Source organism: Yoonia sp., from assembly GCF_030731595.1.
Classification (GTDB): domain Bacteria; phylum Pseudomonadota; class Alphaproteobacteria; order Rhodobacterales; family Rhodobacteraceae; genus Yoonia.
This window is the reverse complement of record NZ_JANQTS010000050.1, coordinates 19,555-37,946: the sequence shown is the minus strand read 5'-3', so window position 1 is coordinate 37,946 and position 18,392 is coordinate 19,555. Positions and strand designations below refer to the sequence as shown.

The 18,392-nt window shown below is 59.7% G+C and carries 14 protein-coding genes; all 14 read left to right on the top strand.

Going from position 1 to position 18,392, the window contains the following annotated elements; all coding sequences use genetic code 11:
- Positions 1–95: 95 nt before the first annotated feature.
- The 14 genes from NWQ23_RS05025 (at position 96) to NWQ23_RS04960 (ending at position 18,353) form a co-directional block, all read left to right on the top strand.
- Complete coding sequence (locus NWQ23_RS05025) at positions 96–491, top strand: RidA family protein (RefSeq protein WP_306165157.1); 396 nt, start codon at positions 96–98, stop codon at positions 489–491.
- A 302-nt stretch (positions 492–793) separates the two neighbouring features.
- Positions 794–1,885 carry a LacI family DNA-binding transcriptional regulator gene (locus NWQ23_RS05020; RefSeq protein ID WP_306165156.1) on the top strand — a complete coding sequence of 364 codons (1,092 nt, stop codon included), beginning with the start codon at positions 794–796 and terminating at the stop codon, positions 1,883–1,885.
- Entirely contained in the window at positions 1,882–3,141 is a 1,260-nt protein-coding gene (locus NWQ23_RS05015) for an ABC transporter substrate-binding protein (protein ID WP_306165155.1), read from the top strand. Before NWQ23_RS05020 ends, NWQ23_RS05015 begins: the two co-directional genes overlap by 4 nt.
- Positions 3,142–3,204: 63 nt before the next feature.
- Positions 3,205–4,272 (top strand): carbohydrate ABC transporter permease, encoded by a 1,068-nt coding sequence (locus tag NWQ23_RS05010; RefSeq protein ID WP_306165154.1) that lies wholly within the window; start codon positions 3,205–3,207, stop codon positions 4,270–4,272.
- 1 nt (position 4,273) lies between these two features.
- On the top strand, positions 4,274–5,152 hold the full coding sequence (locus NWQ23_RS05005) for a carbohydrate ABC transporter permease (RefSeq protein WP_306165153.1): 879 nt from the start codon (positions 4,274–4,276) through the stop codon (positions 5,150–5,152).
- A 3-nt stretch (positions 5,153–5,155) separates the two neighbouring features.
- Positions 5,156–6,139: a levansucrase gene (locus NWQ23_RS05000; RefSeq protein ID WP_306165152.1), complete on the top strand. Its 984-nt coding sequence runs from the start codon at positions 5,156–5,158 to the stop codon at positions 6,137–6,139.
- A 3-nt stretch (positions 6,140–6,142) separates the two neighbouring features.
- Positions 6,143–7,213 carry an ABC transporter ATP-binding protein gene (locus tag NWQ23_RS04995; RefSeq protein WP_306165151.1) on the top strand — a complete coding sequence of 357 codons (1,071 nt, stop codon included), beginning with the start codon at positions 6,143–6,145 and terminating at the stop codon, positions 7,211–7,213.
- A 202-nt stretch (positions 7,214–7,415) separates the two neighbouring features.
- On the top strand, positions 7,416–9,029 hold the full coding sequence (locus NWQ23_RS04990; RefSeq protein ID WP_306165150.1) for a GMC family oxidoreductase: 1,614 nt from the start codon (positions 7,416–7,418) through the stop codon (positions 9,027–9,029).
- On the top strand, positions 9,026–10,198 hold the full coding sequence (locus NWQ23_RS04985) for a mandelate racemase/muconate lactonizing enzyme family protein (RefSeq protein WP_306165149.1): 1,173 nt from the start codon (positions 9,026–9,028) through the stop codon (positions 10,196–10,198). Before NWQ23_RS04990 ends, NWQ23_RS04985 begins: the two co-directional genes overlap by 4 nt.
- 149 nt (positions 10,199–10,347) lie before the next feature.
- Positions 10,348–11,748, top strand: a complete 1,401-nt coding sequence (locus NWQ23_RS04980) for an aspartate aminotransferase family protein (protein WP_306165148.1) — start codon at positions 10,348–10,350, stop codon at positions 11,746–11,748.
- Positions 11,741–13,129, top strand: a complete 1,389-nt coding sequence (locus tag NWQ23_RS04975) for a glutamine synthetase family protein (protein ID WP_306165147.1) — start codon at positions 11,741–11,743, stop codon at positions 13,127–13,129. The genes NWQ23_RS04980 and NWQ23_RS04975 overlap by 8 nt, the downstream gene beginning before the upstream one ends.
- Before the next feature lie 306 nt (positions 13,130–13,435).
- Positions 13,436–15,298, top strand: a complete 1,863-nt coding sequence (locus tag NWQ23_RS04970; RefSeq protein WP_306165146.1) for an SLC13 family permease — start codon at positions 13,436–13,438, stop codon at positions 15,296–15,298.
- Between the two features lie 342 nt (positions 15,299–15,640).
- Positions 15,641–16,735, top strand: a complete 1,095-nt coding sequence (locus tag NWQ23_RS04965; protein WP_306165145.1) for a succinylglutamate desuccinylase/aspartoacylase family protein — start codon at positions 15,641–15,643, stop codon at positions 16,733–16,735.
- Between the two features lie 19 nt (positions 16,736–16,754).
- Positions 16,755–18,353, top strand: coding sequence for a peptide ABC transporter substrate-binding protein (locus NWQ23_RS04960; RefSeq protein ID WP_306165144.1), 1,599 nt, complete (start codon positions 16,755–16,757; stop codon positions 18,351–18,353).
- Positions 18,354–18,392: the final 39 nt, after the last annotated feature.

The following is an 18,392-nucleotide window of genomic DNA, read 5'->3' as shown; positions in this document are numbered from 1 at the left end:
TCCAAATAATGTGCGATTTATCCTTGGGTCTTCGTTAACCTAAAGCTGATGATGCCAACTGCCCCGCAAGAGGCAATCATGCAGCAGGAGAATCCATGAACAAATCGCTTTCGCCTGTCGGTATGCCACCGCCTTTCGCCAAATACGCCCATGGGGTCGCGGTGCCTGCGGGCAGCCGTTTCGTGTTCACCTCGGGGCAGTTGGGCATTGATGCAGCAGGGCAAATCCCTGCGTCGACCTTCGCGCAGGCACAGCTGTGCTTTGCCAATTGCGCCGCTATCCTTGAAGCGGCGGGGATGTCTGCGGCAGATGTTGTTCGGATCAATGCTTTCGTGACGGACCGGACGCACATGGCCGACTACATGGCCGCGCGTGATCTCTTTACCGCGGGATGCACACAGTTGCCTGCATCGACTTTGGTGATCGTTGCGGGCTTTACGCGGCCGGAATTCACGGTCGAAGTAGAAGTGACAGCAGCGAAAGCACCCTAACCGACCAACGCTTTTCGCCAGCCCTTGTCGCCCGGGTCAGTAGTGATGTGCAGCGCTCATTCACGAGCGCAACGCCCGGACAGCGACTGTGAAAAGACAGCGTGACTGCCCTCTCCCAATCAGTGTCCCACAAATTGTAGCCAAGAGACTTTGCGGGCCACAGGGTCAAGGCCGCGCTTCATGCAATCGAAAAACGAAAAAAATGCTTTGACACCATAATGACATCGGTGTCATGACATCGGTGTCATTATGGGCATCGTCGATTCTGAGGCGCGCCCGATGAGGTTTGGGAGGATACTCAGATGGCGACGATCTATGATGTTGCGCGTGCCTCCGGGGTATCGCCCAAAACAGTCAGCCGCGTGATCAACAGGGATGGAGCGGTCAAGAAGACCACCAAAGATGCCGTCGAAAAGGCCATCGCTGAATTGGGTTATGTGCCCTCGACAGCCGCCCGCGCGATGCGCTCTAACAGGTCAGGTTTGGTCGGGCTCATTACCGGGGCCATCTCCTTGTCGCCAAGCCGGACCGACAATTCGGGTTTGCCCGATCTGTTCATCGTGCAAGGCATTCAAAAGGCGATGGAGTCCAGCGGCAAAACGCTGCTGATCGCTGACACAGGCGGGCGCATGGACCGCGTGCCTGAACTGATCCGCACCTTTGAAGAGCACCGTGTGGAAGGCCTCCTTTATGTGGCCGACCATCACAGAGAGGTATCACTGCCGCCCGTGTCGAAGACAACCAAACTGGTGCTGGCAAATTGCTACGACACAAAGGGCACGCCCGCTGTTGTGCCGAACGATTACCAAGGCCAGCTGAATTTGGTAAAAAGCCTGATCGCCAAGGGCCACCGCCGCATCGCCTATCTGACGCTAAGTCCGCGCCTGGTTGCGACACGGCATCGCTCGGCTGGGTATAAGGACGCCTTGGAAGCTGCTGGAATCGCTTTCGATTCTTCGCTTCTGGTCGCGGCCGATATCGACAACCCTGACAGTGATGCCGAGGTTCAACTGCTTTGGGATGCCATTGACCGCGTACTGGCCCTGCCGGAACCGCCCACTGTCATCTGCTTTGGCAATGACCGTATGGCAATGCGTGCCTATGGCATCTTGCGCAGCCGCGGGTTGTCCTTGCCCGAGGATTTGTCGGTTGCGGGCTATGACAATCACAAACTGATCACGCAAACGCTCTACCCCACATTGACCTCTGCCGAGTTGCCTTACGCCGCCATCGGCATTCGCGCGACAGAACTGTTGCTGGGGATGATCAACGGCACCACCGACGAGCCCTCTGCGCCGATTTTGGTCAGCGGCCCCGTCACCCCCGGCAATTCCGTTCGCAACTTGCCGGCACCTATCACCAAACTTTCGTCAATAGGGAGGACGACTCAATGAAACTCGGATTAACCTTTGGTGCAGCGCTTGTTGCATCCGTCAGCTGGGCCAGTCTGGCCGCGGCGCAAACAGAACTGAGCATGTGGTATCACGGAGCGGGCAACGAGGTTGAGGCCAATATTCTCAACGGGATCGTCGCTGATTTCAACGCAAGCCAATCCGATTGGACCGTCGTGGTCGAAAGCTTCCCACAGGAAAGCTATAACGACTCTGTCGTCGCTGCAGCCCTTGCTGGAAACCTGCCTGACATCATCGATGTTGACGGCCCCGTCATGCCAAACTGGGCCTGGTCAGGTTACCTGCAGCCATTGACGATTGATGAAAGCATCATCGAAGGCTTCCTGCCCGGCCCAAAGGGGTATTGGGATGGCCAGCTTTACTCTATCGGTCTGTGGGATGCGGCCGTTGCGCTGGTCACACGTCAATCCACGCTTGACGCACTCGGCCTGCGCACACCCACACTGGATCAGCCTTGGACAGGCGATGAATTCATGGCCGCCCTTGATGCCGCCAAAGCATCCGGCAACTATGAGTATCCCCTTGATCTGGGCATGGCTTGGACCGGCGAATGGTACCCATATGCGTTCAGCCCGTTTCTGCAGTCCTTCGGAGGAGATATTGTTGATCGCTCAACCTATCTGACAGCAGAAGGCGCCTTGAACGGCGATGCAGCACTGGCATTCGGCGAATGGTGGCAGACCCTGTTCACAGAGGGATACGCACCTGGCACCAGTCAAGACCCCGCAGACCGCGACACAGGTTTCATTGACGGCAAATATGCCTTTTCGTGGAACGGGAACTGGGCCGCATTGGGGGCTTTGAACGCCCATGACGATACGCTGTTTCTGCCAGCCCCCGACTTTGGCAATGGACCGAAGATCGGGGCCGCTTCTTGGCAGTTTGGTGTGTCTTCCGCCTCAGAACATCCCGAAGGCGCGTCTGCGTTCATCGAATTCGCTTTGCAGGACAAATACCTTGCCGCCTTCTCTGATGGCATTGGCCTGATCCCGCCGACGACCACATCTGCCGCAATGACCGAAAACTATGGTCCCGATGGTGCGATGGCCGTGTTCTACGACCTGACAAAAGCTCAGGCTTTGGTGCGCCCTGTCACACCCGGGTATGTGGTCGGCGCGAAGGTCTTTGAAAAGGCGCTTGCCGACATCGCCAATGGCGCTGATGTGGCCGATACGCTGGATGCGGCCGTTGATGAAATCAACACCGATATCGAACGCAACGGCGGCTACGGTCACTGATACTTCCCTGGTCGGGGGCGGCCCAAACGCCGCCCCCGGACATCCGCGTGAAGGAGCAAAACAATGGCATCCAAGCTGACAACCTCGAACCGCGCAGGCTGGGCCTTTGCCCTGCCCGGCTTTGGCCTGATCGCGCTGTTCATCGTGGTGCCCTTCTTTTTCGCCTTCTACCTGTCGCTGACCAACCAGCGCCTCATTTCCCCCAACCCGACCGAGTTCGTCGGGCTGGAAAATTACCGCAATCTTCTGAGCATCAGCGTGCTGTCCATTGAACCTGAAGTCGACGAGACAGGCGCTCTGATCCGCGACGCTGATGGCAATCTCGCGTATCCCCGCGTGCGGACCTTCACCCGCGATAATCCAGATTATCCTCAATATGCTGGCATGCGCGAATGGTTCCGCTGGCACAGCGGGGACACGGCCAAAGTCGTTGTGGCCACCGATGTCGTGTTCTGGAAATCGCTGCGTAATACTTTGATGTTCGTTCTGGTTGTCGCACCGGTGCAGGGCGCGCTGGCGCTTGGCCTTGCGCTGCTGATCAACCAGAAACTGCGGGGCATAAACATCTACCGCGCCATCTATTTCATGCCTGTGGTGGTCTCGATCGTCGTCGTGTCCCTGCTCTGGCGGTTCCTTTACGCTGAAGAGGGATTGCTGAATTCAATCCTGAGCGCGTTCAGCTTCGGACTGTTCGAAGGGCGCGATTGGCTGGGCGATGAAAACACAGCCTTGGGGGCCATCAAGGCGATGTCGATCTGGCAGGCTGTCGGGTTTCACATGGTGATCTGGCTGTCAGGGCTGCAAACAATCTCGCCGACGTTGTACGAAGCGGCGTCCATCGAAGGTGCGTCCAAATGGCAGACCTTTCGCTATGTGACATGGCCGGGACTGCGCAACACGGCTGTTCTGGTGCTGATCGTGATCACCATGCAGGCCTTTGCCCTGTTCGCTCAGATCGACGTGATGACAAATGGCGGCCCGTTGGACAGCACGACGACTGTCGTGTTCCAAGCGGTTGAACGCGGCTACGGCAAGCAGGACATCTCTGGCGGCTCTGCCATCTCGGTCATCCTGTTCTTGCTGGTCCTGTCGATCAGCCTGATCCAACGCTATCTCACGCGGGAGAAATAAGATGGCGGCCATCACACAAGACAACCACGGCCTGCGCCTGATCATGCGCTATGTCGTTCTGACCCTCATAGCGATCATCTTTATGTTTCCGCTGGTGTTCATGGTGATGTCCAGCTTCAAACCGGACCTGCAACTGCTGCGCGATACATCCAGCATTCGGGCGTTTCTGCCTGTCGGAGATTTGAGTTTCGACAACTACCGCGACGCATCCAGCCGCGTTCCTATCGGGACCTTTGTCTTTAACTCTGTTCTGGTGACGGGGGTGACGGTCCTGTTGTCCTTGCTTGCATGTTCACTTGCAGCCTTCAGTTTCGTGTTTCTTAACTGGAAGGGGCGCGATGTCTTGTTGTCGATCATTCTGGCGACGCTGATCGTCCCGTTCGAGACGATCGCAATTCCATTGCTGCTGCTGGTCAGCCAGATGCCATGGATCGGGCTGGAGGGATTTCAGGTCGGTTGGCTGAATACCTATCGGGTACAGATCATTCCGTGGATCGCTGACGGGCTGACGATCTTTCTTTTTGTGCAATATTTCAAGGACTTGCCGCGCGATCTGATCGAAGCAAGCCGCGTTGAAGGCGCGTCTTGGCTGCAAATCTATCTTAAGGTTGTCATGCCCCTGGCCGGCCCGGTGATCGCCACTGCCGCAATCCTGAAATTCCTTGTGATGTACAACCAATACCTGTGGCCGCTGATCGTGGTCCAGCAGGAAACCTACCGCCCTGTGATGGTCGGGCTGCAATACTTCTTTCAGCTCAACACAGCATGGGGAGAAATCATGGCCTATCTGACGATCATCACGGTCCCGGTTCTGGCGTTTTATCTTGTCTTGCAACGGGCGTTTATCGCCTCGATTGCCTCAACTGGTGTGAAAGGTTGAACGATGGTTCTCGCACTTAAAGATCATTTTGTCTGGGATAGCTGGTATATCCACGACGGCTCCCGGTGGCACGGCTTTTTCCTCAAGGCACCGCGGTCGATCGGCAACCCCGAACTGCGCCACTTCAATGTCAGCTATGGTCATGCGGTCAGCGATGACCTGACAAACTGGGCCCATCTGGGCGAGACCTTCCAGCCAAGCCAAGGGCCGGCATGGGACGATTACACGACATGGACGGGTTCGACCGTGAAAGGCGACGACGGCTTGTGGCACCTCTACTACACGGGCAGTTGCAAGGCTGAACAGGGCCTGAAGCAACGGATCGGTCACGCGACTTCGACCGATCTGCACAATTGGACCCGCGTCGGGGATGGTCTGATCCTCGATCTGGTGGGACCTAACGCACACCACTACGAAGCGGACCACACCGGAAAATGGCACGACCGCGCCATGCGGGACCCTTGGGTGATGAAGGACCCGGAGAGCGAAGGCTGGCTGATGTACTTTACCGCCCGCGCGGATGGCGTGTCAGAGGCGAATGCAGGCGGCTGCATCGGCTTTGCAACCTCGCCCGACGGATATGCGTGGACATTGCAACCTCCCGTGTTTGTCGGCGGGTTCGGGCAGCTTGAGGTGCCGCAGGTCTTTGAAGTGGACGGCACGTGGTATTGCCTGTTTTGCACCGCAGATGAACATTTTTCCAAAGAGCAGGCCGCAAAGACGACGCCGGTGACCGGAAACCACTATCTGGTCGGCGACGGTCCGCGCGGTCCGTGGCGGATCGCCCCCGGTTTCCTTGATGGTGATCTGCCATGCCGCCGCTACGCCGCCCGCATTGTGGATACGGGCGACGGTCTGGTCATATTGGGCTTTGCTGACAGGCCGGACGGGGTCGACTTCATCGGCCATGTGATGGACCCGGACCCCGTCGAAGTCACCTCGGAGGGGCTGCTGAGAATTGTCCCCCGCCTCAAAGCGGCGGAGTAGATCATGGCCAACGTCAGATTGCGCAACATCCGCAAGAACTATGGCAAGGTGGAGGTCATCAAGGGCGTCGATATCGATATCAACGATGGAGAATTCGTCGTCTTTGTCGGCCCCTCGGGGTGCGGCAAATCCACCCTGCTGCGGATGATAGCGGGCCTTGAGGATATCACCGACGGTACGCTTGAAATTGACGGCACATGCGTCAATGATCTTGAGCCGTCCAAACGCGGCATTGCTATGGTATTCCAGTCCTACGCCATCTTCCCGCATATGACCGTCCGCGAGAACGTGGCTTTCGGATTGACGATCAAGAAAGCCAGCAAAGCCGAAAAAGAAAAGAAGGTGGCAGAAGCAGCCCGCATTTTGCAAATGGAAAACCTGCTGGATCGCCGCCCCTCTGAATTGTCGGGCGGTCAGCGGCAGCGCGTCGCAATCGGCCGTGCAATCGTGCGTGACCCCAAGGTTTTTCTATTCGACGAACCGCTCTCGAACCTTGATGCCGCCCTGCGCATGGACATGCGGATGGAGATCGGCAAGCTGCATCAGGACCTTGGCGCCTCGATGATCTATGTCACGCATGATCAGGTCGAGGCGATGACGCTTGCAGACAAGATCGTGGTCCTCAAGGATGGGCAAGTGATGCAAACCGGCGCACCGATGGAGCTTTATCACGAACCGGCCAACCTGTTTGTCGCGGGCTTTCTGGGGGCTCCCTCGATGAACTTCATGGATGTGACGGTCAATGCGGTCAACGACACGACTGTTGCGGTCAGTAATCCGTCACTGGACCGGATCGAGGTGCCGCATAAAGGACGTCCTTTCACCGTCGGGCAAACCGCAACCTTGGGGGTGCGACCGCAGTATCTGCAGCCAGCCGGCGACGGAGCCGGCAAGCTGCATGGCAAAGTCATCCTGACCGAACGGCTTGGCAGCGAGACCGTCATCGAAGTCGTGCTTGCCGATGGCAGCAAGATCATCGCGGCATTGGCTGAGGACAGCATTCAATCACCCGGCACTGCCGCCAACTTCGACTTTGATCCGAACCGGGCGCATATCTTCCCCGAAACCCGATGACCAATCCATCCTGACCTGCGGCAAAGGTTCCTTTGTTTTTGGCAGGTGCGGCGCTTCTTTAGGGCCAAGCACCGTCTAAACTGTCGCTGTTGTGGCCCGCCTTGTGACTTTGCTCTGGCAATTCCCGACCAACTCCAGTTTGGATTTGAAAGACCGCGACTCATTGGTCGTGTTCGGGTGCGTTGTGTCCTGCAGGGGTAAAATGGCAGACTTTGATTACATCATCATCGGCGCGGGATCAGCCGGTTGTGTGCTTGCGGAAAGACTGAGTGCGTCGGGACGCCACAAGGTGCTTGTTCTTGAAGCGGGCGGGCGCGGCCGGTCGCCTTGGATCAGTTTGCCGCTGGGCTATGGCAAGACTTACTTTGATCCGCGCGTGAACTGGAAATACCATTCCGAACCGGAAGAAACGCTCGCAGGTCGCGCAGGCTATTGGCCCCGCGGCAAGGTGGTCGGCGGCTCCGGGGCGATCAACGCCTTGGTCTATGCGCGCGGACTGCCGCGCGATTTTGACGATTGGGTTGCCGCCGGAGCCTCGGGCTGGGGTTGGGAGACAGTACGCCAAACATACGAGGCGATGGAAACCCAAGTCAGCGCAGATGGCACCCGGCGGGGGAATGGGCCGATGCATGTGCAGGATGTCTCGGACCAGATCCATCACGCGAACCGGTTTTTCTTTGCTGCTGCCAAGGAACTGGGCCTTCCGGCTACGGACGACATAAACGGTGCCCAGAACGAAGGGGCCGCGGTCTACCGGATCAACACGAGTGGCGGGCGGCGGATGCATTCGGCCCGCGCCTTTCTGGGTCCGGCCCTGAAAAGACCCAATGTCACGCTGATGACAGGCGCTTTTGTCGAACGGATCGTTTTTGAGGACAGACGCGCCAGCGCAGTCGTGCTGCGCCACAAGGGGCGGACCGTGACCCTGCGCGCCGGACGTGAAATCATTCTGTCTGCGGGTGCTGTGGCATCGCCCAGCATCCTGCAGCTTTCCGGGATCGGTCCGGCAGAAACGCTGAAGGGTCTGGGCATTGCGCCTATTTTGAATGCGCCGCACGTCGGCGGCAACCTGCAGGACCATCTGGGCATCAATTACTATTTCCGCGCCACTGAACCAACACTGAACAACGTGCTGAGCCCTTTTCACGGGAAGGTCCGCGCCGCTTTGCAGTTTGCGCTCAGCCGGCGGGGGCCATTGTCGCTGTCGGTCAACCAGTGCGGGGGTTACTTCCGCTCTGCACCGGATCTGGCCCAGCCGGACCAGCAGCTTTATTTCAACCCTGTCACCTATACCACCCTGCCTGTCGGAAAACGCAGCGTGGTGCGTCCCGATCCCTTCCCCGGCTTTATCATCAGCTTTCAGCCGTCGCGGCCAACCAGTCGTGGACGCATCGACATTCGTGCAAACGACCCCGATGCACCGCCGCTGATCTGTCCCAATTCGCTGGCAACTGAGGAGGATCGCAAGCAGGTCGTCGCCGGTGGCCAATTGTGCCAGAGACTGATGAACACATCCGCCCTCAAGCAACTGGTCGAAAGCGCGGTCGCGCCGGATTTATACAGCATGTCACCAGACGACATACTTGCCGATTTTCGGCAGCGGTGCGGCACCGTGTTTCACCCTGTAGGCACCTGCCGGATGGGCGCGGATTCAGCGACCTCGGTGGTGTCGCCACGGCTGAAATTGCATGGGCTCGCAGGGCTTCGCGTTGTGGACGCGTCGGTTTTTCCAAATATCACCTCGGCCAATACCAATGCACCGACCATGATGCTCGCTCACCGCGCAGCAGACCTCATTTTGGAGGATGCACATTGAGCACCCCTTACTCATCCTCCGGTGCCGTACCCGTCAGTTTTGACCGTGGCAAGGATGACACCGGCCTGCGGATCAGCCAGATCGAGACATTCTGCACTCCACTGGTCGGTTTCGTGCGCGTCACTGCCGAAGACGGGTCTACCGGCTGGGGTCAGGTTTCGACCTATAACAGTGATCTGACCTGCGAGATCCTGCACCGTCAGGTCGCCCCCTGGGCACTGGGGCGCGGCATGGATGCACTTGAGGCGGTGATTGCCGAAATTCCGCTGCGCGAACACAAATACCCCGGCACCTACCTGCGCAGAGCCATGGCCGGGCTCGACACGGCGGTCTGGGATTGGCGTGGCAAAGCGGCAGGCAAGCCGGTGGCGGAGCTGCTGGGGGGCGCGGCGGGTCCGGTGCGGGCTTATGCGTCCTCGATGCGGCGCGATATCACGCCCGAGGATGAGGCAAGACGTCTGTCCATTTTGCGCGACACGCAGGGATTTGATGCGTTCAAGGTCCGCGTTGGAGCGGAATGCGGGCAGGACCGCGATGAATGGCCGGGCCGCACCGAAGCGATCATTCCTGCGATCCGCAAGGCGCTGGGACCTGACGCAGCGCTGCTGGTTGACGGCAACTCCGGCTTTAGCCCTGCCCGCGCCATCAAGGTGGGCCGGATGCTCGAAGACAACGGTTATGAACACTTTGAAGAGCCCTGCCCCTATTGGGAACTGGAACAGACCGCGGAAGTGGCGCGCGCCCTGTCGATTGATGTCGCAGGAGGCGAGCAGGACTGGGACCTTCAGAACTGGAAACGGATGATCGCGCTGTGTGCGGTGGACATCATCCAGCCCGACATCCTTTATGTCGGCGGCATGTCACTTGCCATGGACGTGGCCCGCATGGGACATGCACAGGGTCTGCCCTGCACGCCGCACGCTGCAAACCTGTCCCTTGTCACCCTGTTTACCATGCACCTGCTACGCGCCATGCCCAATCCGGGCCGCTATCTCGAGTTTTCGATTGAGGGCGACGATTATTATCCTTGGCAGCGCGACCTGTTCCGCAATGATCCTTACAGGATCGAGGATGGCCAAGCGGTCGTCACTCAGGCGCCCGGCTGGGGTGTAGAGCTGAATCCGGAATGGCTTGCAAAATCGCTTTACAGGACCAGCACGAAAGGCTGATTTAACAAGCGGCACCCTCTGCCCTGCCCTATCCCAAGCCTGCGACTTTGTGTGGTGTGGTCCGCGCCTTGACGCGCCGCACATGCGCCAGATGCTTGGCAAGGCAGTTGCACGCGAATAGGGTTGTTGCACCGCCTTTCGGAGCTTTTATGTCAACACTTTCTCCTGATTTCGCAATGGCCACCGTGGCCGGTGTGCATGGACAGCGGCTTGAGGCTTTCCGCGCCAAGGAAGCCGCCCGTTTCGAGGCCGCGCGCCCCCGCAGCCGGGCCGCACTTGATGCGGGTGCGGCCCCTTGGCTGAACGGGGTGCCGATGCACTGGATGCGCGACTGGCCCTCACCCTTTCCTTTGGTTGTGAAGACGGCAAAAGGCGCGCGATTGACGGATCTGGATGGTCACAGGCTGGATGATTTCTGCCTTGGGGATACCGGATCAATGTTCGGTCACGCGCCCCCCGCCGTGGCCCGCGCCATCCGCCGTCAGGCCCGGCGTGGGTTGACCTATATGCTGCCCTCCAAAGCGGCGCTGCGGGCGGGGGCGCTGATGTCCGCGCATTTCGGCGATTTCATCTGGCAGATGACGCTGAGCGCGACAGACGCAAACCGCAATGCCTTGCGCGTGGCCCGTGCCATCACAGGGCGACGCAAGGTTCTGGTGTTCAACGGCTGTTATCACGGCACGCTGGAGGACACGATGGTAGAGCTGCACGCAGGCCAGACCGTCGCGCGGGCAGGTCTGGTGGGGCAAGGCTTTGATCTTGTTGAAGGGGCCGTTTGCGTTGAATTCAATGATCTGGAGGGGGTTGCTGCCGCTTTGTCCAAAGGCGACGTGGCTGCGATCCTGACCGAACCTGTGATGACAAATTCCTGCATGGTCTTGCCGCAGCCGGGATTTCTGGACGGCTTGCGCGCCCTGGCCGATGCGCATGGTGCGCTGTTGATTATTGACGAAACCCACACGCAATCGACGAGGCACGGCGGGTATACCGGCCAGCACGGCCTTGCGCCCGACATCTTTGTGATCGGCAAATGCGTGGCGGGCGGGATGCCAACGGCTCTTTGGGGTATGACAGATGCTGTGGCAAAGCGGTTCCAAACCTATGACGCGGCCCGTCCCTCGGGGCATTCGGGCATGGGGACCACATTGGCCGGCAACCCGATGCAGTTCGCCTGTCTGGAAGCGACCTTGTCAGAGGTCGCAACGCCCGAGGCCTTTGATCATATGAATACCGGTGCCGCGCGTCTTGCCGAAGGACTGCGCGCAGCGATTGCGCAGGCGGGGCTGCCTTGGCATGTGGTGCGCGTGGGCGCGCGGGTGGAATTCATCTGCGCCCCGGGGCCGTTGCTCAATGGCAGCCAAGCAGCGGCGGCGCATCATCCGGCGCTGGAAGGTGCCGTGCATCTGGGCCTGCTGAACCGCGGCTGTCTGATCGCGCCTTTCCACAACATGATGCTGGTCAGCCCCGTGACCACCGACCGGCAAATCGACAGGTTGATCGCGGCCTTCACAGCGGTGATCACAGAACTTAACGGAGCCATTCATGCCTGATACCTGCCCGTCGGGCGCCAGCCTGCAAGAGGCCACCGATTTCCTTGCGGCCCACCCCCAGATTGAAGCCATCGACATCGTCTTGCTCGATTCCAACGGGATCGGGCGCGGCAAGATTATCCGCCGCCACGAACTCGAAGCGCTTTACAAGAGCGGGCGGCATTTGCCGATCTCGATCCTTGGCCTTGATGTGGTTGGCGAGGATGTGGACGAGACCGGGCTGATCTGGGACACCGGTGATGGTGATCTGCGGGCCTGGCCTGTGCCGGGCTCGCTGGTGGCCCAGCATGGCACGATGCCGCCGCGCGCCGAACTGCTGTTGTCGCAGTACCATCTTGATGGCACGCCGATGCTGTCAGACCCGCGCCATGCGCTGCGCCGTCAGATCGATGCGATGGCGACCCTTGGTCTGCACCCGACCGCGGCGCTCGAGCTTGAGTTTTTCCTGCTTGATCCAGAGCGCGACAGCGCAGGCCGCGTGCAGCCAGCGCGCGATGTCGTGGACGGACGCAGATCGCGCAAGACCGAAGTCTATTCCGTGGACCACCTGATCGGTATGCAGCCGCTCTTTGCGGATATCTATGCGGGGGCAGCCCTGGCCGGGATCAAGGTGGAAACGCTGATTTCGGAATATGCGCCCGGGCAATACGAACTGACGCTGCACCACCGCGCCGACATCATGCAGGCCGCAGACGATCTGGTGCGGCTCAAACGGATCGTCCGCGCGCAGGCGCGACGGCACGGTGTGGTCGCCTGCTTTATGGCAAAACCGATTGCGGATTATGCCGGTTCCGGCATGCACCTGCACGTGAGCCTTTGCGATGCGGCGGGCCACAACAGACTGGCCGAAGAACCGGACGCGGGCTGGACCGACATCTTGCGTCACGCCATTGGCGGTATGCTGTCCACAATGGGAGAAAGTATGCTGGTGTTTGCCCCGCACGCCAATAGCTGGCGCCGCTTTGCCAATCAAAGCTATGCGCCGGTCGCGCCGACGTGGGGCGTCAACAACCGCTCTGTCGCGGTACGTGTCCCCGCTGGTGCGCGGTCTGCCCGCCGGGTCGAACATCGTCTGTCCGGCGTCGATGCCAACCCCTATCTGGTCGCCGCCACCGTGCTGGCCGCCATGCGCAAAGGCATCACCGAACAGATTGAGCCCGGCCCGGAAACCACCGGCAACGGCTATGACGCGGACACAAGCCGCGCGCTGCCGCGAGACTGGAACGCGGCTATTGCTGCGGCCCAAGCATCAGCTTTCCTAAAGGATGCCTTGGGGGAAGAAATGCACCGTACCTTTACCGCCGTGAAGGCCGCCGAATATGCGCGCGTCGCCCGCACGATCCCTGATGTGGATTATGATCTCTATCTGCATACGATCTAGGGTCTGGGACAGTGGCCACTGTGGCTAACCGCTTGTCGGCATAGACCTGCGCAGGGGTGCTGACGTCGGCCTCACCCCGCGCCTGCCGCAAAGCGCGGTCAAGCCCATTGCCTTGCACAGCACCGGTCACATGCGCTAGCTTTACGTTGGGCGTAAGAGTGAAACTTGCTTTCGTGACGCAAACCCGGCGAGTGGACCGTGATCGCCCAATGCCATTTGATCAGAAAGGGTCTGCTGTGCTGACCCGGATCAGCACCACGTCGCAAAACCTGCGCTAAGCCAAGACCCAGCACGAAAGCCGTTTTGTTGACCGATCCACAGATTCTGATTTTCGCGATGATTGCTGCCATGATGGGGCTGTTCCTTTGGGGGCGGTTTCGCCATGACGTGGTAGCCCTCGCTGCCCTTTTGGCCTGTGTCATCGCGGGCTTGGTCCCGCCAGACGCTGCCTTCGCGGGCTTTGGCCATCCGGCGGTGATCACAGTGGCCTGTGTGCTGGTGCTCAGTCAGGGATTGCGCAACACAGGTGCTGTGGATTGGCTGGCGCGGAGTCTCCTGCCGCGCGATGCCGGACGGATCACGACGATGCTGGCGCTGATCGGACTGGGTGCCGCGCTGTCGGGTTTCATGAACAACGTGGGTGCTATGGCGCTTTTGATGCCTATCGCCGTGCAGGTGTCTGACAGGCTTGGACTAGCGCCCGGACAAATCCTGATGCCGCTTGCCTTCGGGACGATATTGGGCGGCATGACGACGCTTGTGGGCACGCCCCCGAACCTGATCGTATCAGGCTTTCGCGAAGAGGCCGGACTGGGCCAGTTTGCCATGTTCGACTTTGCCCCAGTGGGCTTGGCGGTTGCAATCACGGGCGTTCTTTTTGTCGCGATCATCGGTTGGCGCTTGGTACCTGCGCGCAAATCTGCCGCCGGCAGCAGTTTTGACACAGGCACCTATTTGACCGAGGTCCGCGTGCCCGAGAAAGGCAAGGCCGTCGGCCTGACAATGCGCGGTTTCGAGGCCGAGATCGACGACAGCGGCGCACAGATCGTCGGTCTGGTGCGCAACGAGGTGCGCATGACCGCGCCGCATGGTGCGCGCAAGATTCATGCAGGGGACGTTCTGGTGATACAGGCCGATGTCGACGCATTGGCCGAAGCTTTGTCGGTCTTTGGGATCACGCTTGAGGCACAGCAAACCGCCCCGCGTGACAAAGACGATGCGCCCGGGAAGACATCGAAAACGGCCAAAGCGGAAACTTCCACCGGCAAGACGGACAAGGTCGCCGACGCCGATCAAAGCGATCAGCGTGACGAAGATATTGTCTTGCGGGAACTCGCCGTCCTGCCGGGCGCGACGATCGTCGGGCGTTCGGCCAGCGATCTGCGCCTGCGCACCCGATATGGGCTCAATCTGCTTGCCCTCTCGCGGGAAGGGCGCCAGCCACAGGCGCGGCTTCGCAAACTAAAACTGAAATCCGGTGATCTGCTGCTCTTGCAGGGCCCGGCCGAGATGATGGCCGAATTTATCAACGACACGGGCTGCGTTCCTCTGGGCGAGCGCGAGTTGCGCATCCCCGACAAGCGCATGGCCATCATCGCGGGCGCGATCATGTTGGGCGCTGTCGGCATTGTCACGCTGGGTCTGCTGCCTGCACCGGTGGGCTTTGCCCTTGGGGTTCTGGCCTCCATGCTTTTGCGGACGGTCCCGCTGCGGAAAATCTATACGACAATTGATTGGCCGATCATCGTCCTGCTGGCGGCGCTGATCCCAGTTGCGGGCGCGATGCAGACCACCGGAGCCGCCGACATGCTGGCGCGGTTTCTGGTCGGGACCATCGCACAAGGCAATCCGATCGCCGCCTTGGCCGTGGTGTTGATCACCACGATGTTCCTGTCGGACGTGATGAACAACGCCGCCACCGCCGCCATCCTGTGCCCCATCGCCCTTGGGATTGCCGCGACACTTGGCGTCAATCCGGACAGTTTCCTGATGGCGGTCGCAATTGGCGCGTCTTGCGCGTTTCTTACCCCGATCGGACACCAGAACAACACGCTGATCCTGGGTCCCGGTGGATTCCGGTTCGGTGACTACTGGCGGCTGGGACTTTTGGTCGAGGTCATCGTGGTTGTTGTCAGCATACCGCTGCTGTTGATCGTCTGGCCGTTGTGACCGGGTTTTGGACTGGTCTGGCCCGCAGAGCGAAGACAAGCAAACGGCGGTGATCAAAGAGGACGATGCGGAAGCTGACAATATCCGACGCCTGACGCGCGATTTGGCGCGGGTGCCAGAGGTCGCGGCTTTTCACGTTGACGGCTTCTTGGCGCGTTGTATAGTCGTTCAATAGCTGGAGCTGCCAGCATCCCTGACATCATGATTTAGGCGCTGCCTGATGCCAAATAACCGGTGGGACATTCCCCGAATAGCCAGGCAATCAGTCTTGCCGGGGATGCCTATTTCAGTTGATGCGTCCCATCATCTAGGAGACCGACCATAAGGTCGGTCCGCCATATCATGGCCGGGGACAGCCCCGGCACGACCCGCACGCTTGATGCCCGGGTCTGGGGCAAAAGCGACGCCCGCCCAAAGGTTTACATCCAAGCCGGTCTGCATGCAGACGAAATGCCGGGCATTCTGGTAGCCGATCATCTGACGGAAATGCTGGACGCGGCAGAGGCGCAAGGACAGATCACGGGCGAGATATGGCTTGTGCCCATCGCAAACCCGATCGGTCTGGAACAATGGATCGCGCATAAACCGCAAGGGCGTCAGGACCTGACTGCGATGCGCAATTTCAACCGGGGCTTTCCTGATCTCGCCGCACTGGCAGCAGACGCCTTGGAACCAGTGCTGACCGGATCGGAAACCGAGAACCTGACCCTGATCCGCCGCGCTTTTGGAGAGGCTTTGGCCGCTTTGCCGCGCGGCAATGCGCTGGCGGACCTCCAACTGGCCCTTTTGACGTGGTCGCATGATGCCGATTACGTCCTCGACCTGCATTGCGACCATCAGGCGGTCTTGCACTTTTACGCGTCACCGGCGCGCCCAAAGGACACAGCCCTGCTGAGTCGCGCCACAGGTGCAAAGCTGGTGCTGGAGCAAGAAGTATCCGGCGGCAATGCCTTTGACGAAGCGCATACTGCCCCTTGGGCCAGCCTGCGCCAGCGTTTCGGCAAGAGCTTCCCGATCCCGGCGGGCTGCTTTTCCGTCACGCTGGAATATCGCGGCCAGAACGATGTGAGCGACGCGTTAGCCACAAAGGATGCCGCAGAATTGATGGTGTTCTTGGGAGCAATCGGAGCTGTCAACGGTCAGTCGCAACCCGCCTTTGAAGAAGCCCCTGTTTTGCCGCTGGGCGGAGCCGGTGAAATCTTTGCGCCACAAGGCGGAGTCGTGCTTTGGCGGGCCGCGCCGGGCGATTGGGTAACCAAAGGCGACATCATCGGCGAAGTGCTTGATCCGGTCACGCGGGTGCGTGCGCCCGTCCAAGCCGTTACCACCGGTCTGTTGTTTCGCATCGAACTCTGGCCGTCGTGCCTGCGCGGACAAAGCCTTGCCCATATCGCGGGAAAAGACGTCCTGCGTGCGGGTCACTTGTTAACAGATTAATCATTAAAGGAGGATTGAAATGACCACGACACGACTTTCTATCTTGGCTGGCAGTTGGCTGGCTCTGGCTTGCGCCTTTGCGGCGCCTGCATTTGCGCAAGACGACACGCTTGATCGCGGGATCGGGTCGGAATGGTCGTCAATGGATCCGCATGTGAACTTTGACGCCGCCGCAGGGTCCATCCTCAGCGATGCCTATGAGGGCCTTGTGAATTATAACGGCTACGACATCCTGCCCGGTGCTGCCGAAAGCTGGGAGGTCAGCGAAGACGGTCTGACCTATACATTCAACCTGCGCGAGGGACTGGTCTGGTCAAACGGCGATCCGCTGGTGGCCCAGGATTATGTGGACGGGCTGATGCGCACGCTGCTGCCCGATACCGGATCAGAGCGCGGCTATTACTTTACTTCGGTTGTGCAAGTCGTGGGCGCTGCTGACATCATCAACGGCGATGCGACAGATGCATCCGGCCTTGGCATGACAGCACCGGATGACCGGACTGTCGTGATCCAGCTGGAAAATCCTGCACCCCATGTCATGAACATTCTGGGCGGGGCCTTTTCGATGCCACCGCTGCACAGCCCCAGCGTTGATGCGGGTGGTGCGGGTGTCTTTGTCGATCCCGCGCGCGTCGTCACCAACGGCGCCTATCTCATCCGCGAGATCGTCCCGCAAAGCCATGTGCTTCTGGAACGCAACCCGCTCTACTGGGACGCGGCCAATGTCTCTATTCCTTTCGTGAAGTATCATGTGACCGAGGACGCCTCGACCGAATTGCTGCGCTATCAGGCGGGTGAATTGGAAGTGACCTATGATATTCCGCTCGCCCAGATGGAAAGCTTGCAAGCCACGGTTCCTGACGAGGTCAAGATCACAGCAGGTGTCGATATTGTCTATTATTCGTTCAACCTGCTGCGCGAGCCGTTTCAGGACATCAACCTGCGCCGTGCGCTGACCATTGCGATCGACCGCGAAACGCTGGAAGGGCGGATTGTGCGTTCGGGGGCTACGCCCAACTATTCCTTCTCGGGCGGTTTTGACCCGAACTACAACATGCCGGTCTTTGACGAAGCCGCGATGACACAGGAAGAACGTAACGCCTTGGCGCAAGAACTCTATGCCGCCGCAGGCTATGGGCCGGACAACCCTTTGACGATCAACATCCTGCCGACCGTCGCCGAAGAATCCGTGCGCAGAGCGCAGGGGATCGCCTTGATGTGGAAACAGGTTTTGGGCGTCGATGCGGTGGTCGAACCACAGGAACGCAAAGCATGGCTTGATGCCTTCTATGCCGGCACATGGGACGTCTTTGCCGATAACCTTGTGGGTGATTTCCCGGGGCCAGAGACATTCCTTCCTTACATGCGCCCAAGTGCAGAGGCAGGTTACAACTGGGTCTCGCCTGAATACGAGGCGGCAATGGACGTGGCATCGGCGCAGACCGACCCGCAAGCGCGGCTTGATGCGCTGGCGGTTGCGGAAAAGATCCTGCTGGATGACTACATCGTCGCTCCGATCTCGATCATCCCCACACGGCAGATGGTCAGCCCAAGGGTCGGCGGCTGGGTGGAATCGCCAGTGGGCTATCACAACAGCCAATACCTGACGCTGGAATAACAATCGGCATTGGGGCGCGGTCCGCCGCGCCCCGTTTAT

Excerpts from the sequence above, each read along its gene's own strand:
- NWQ23_RS04965 (WP_306165145.1), top strand. The coding sequence starts at position 15,641 with ATGGCCGGGGACAGCCCCGGCACGACCCGCACGCTTGATGCCCGGGTC.
- NWQ23_RS05025 (WP_306165157.1), top strand. The coding sequence starts at position 96 with ATGAACAAATCGCTTTCGCCTGTCGGTATGCCACCGCCTTTCGCCAAA.
- NWQ23_RS04995 (WP_306165151.1), top strand. The coding sequence starts at position 6,143 with ATGGCCAACGTCAGATTGCGCAACATCCGCAAGAACTATGGCAAGGTG.
- NWQ23_RS05015 (WP_306165155.1), top strand. The coding sequence starts at position 1,882 with ATGAAACTCGGATTAACCTTTGGTGCAGCGCTTGTTGCATCCGTCAGC.
- NWQ23_RS04960 (WP_306165144.1), top strand. The coding sequence starts at position 16,755 with ATGACCACGACACGACTTTCTATCTTGGCTGGCAGTTGGCTGGCTCTG.
- NWQ23_RS05000 (WP_306165152.1), top strand. The coding sequence starts at position 5,156 with ATGGTTCTCGCACTTAAAGATCATTTTGTCTGGGATAGCTGGTATATC.
- NWQ23_RS05020 (WP_306165156.1), top strand. The coding sequence starts at position 794 with ATGGCGACGATCTATGATGTTGCGCGTGCCTCCGGGGTATCGCCCAAA.
- NWQ23_RS04975 (WP_306165147.1), top strand. The coding sequence starts at position 11,741 with ATGCCTGATACCTGCCCGTCGGGCGCCAGCCTGCAAGAGGCCACCGAT.
- NWQ23_RS04990 (WP_306165150.1), top strand. The coding sequence starts at position 7,416 with ATGGCAGACTTTGATTACATCATCATCGGCGCGGGATCAGCCGGTTGT.
- NWQ23_RS05010 (WP_306165154.1), top strand. The coding sequence starts at position 3,205 with ATGGCATCCAAGCTGACAACCTCGAACCGCGCAGGCTGGGCCTTTGCC.
- NWQ23_RS04980 (WP_306165148.1), top strand. The coding sequence starts at position 10,348 with ATGTCAACACTTTCTCCTGATTTCGCAATGGCCACCGTGGCCGGTGTG.
- NWQ23_RS05005 (WP_306165153.1), top strand. The coding sequence starts at position 4,274 with ATGGCGGCCATCACACAAGACAACCACGGCCTGCGCCTGATCATGCGC.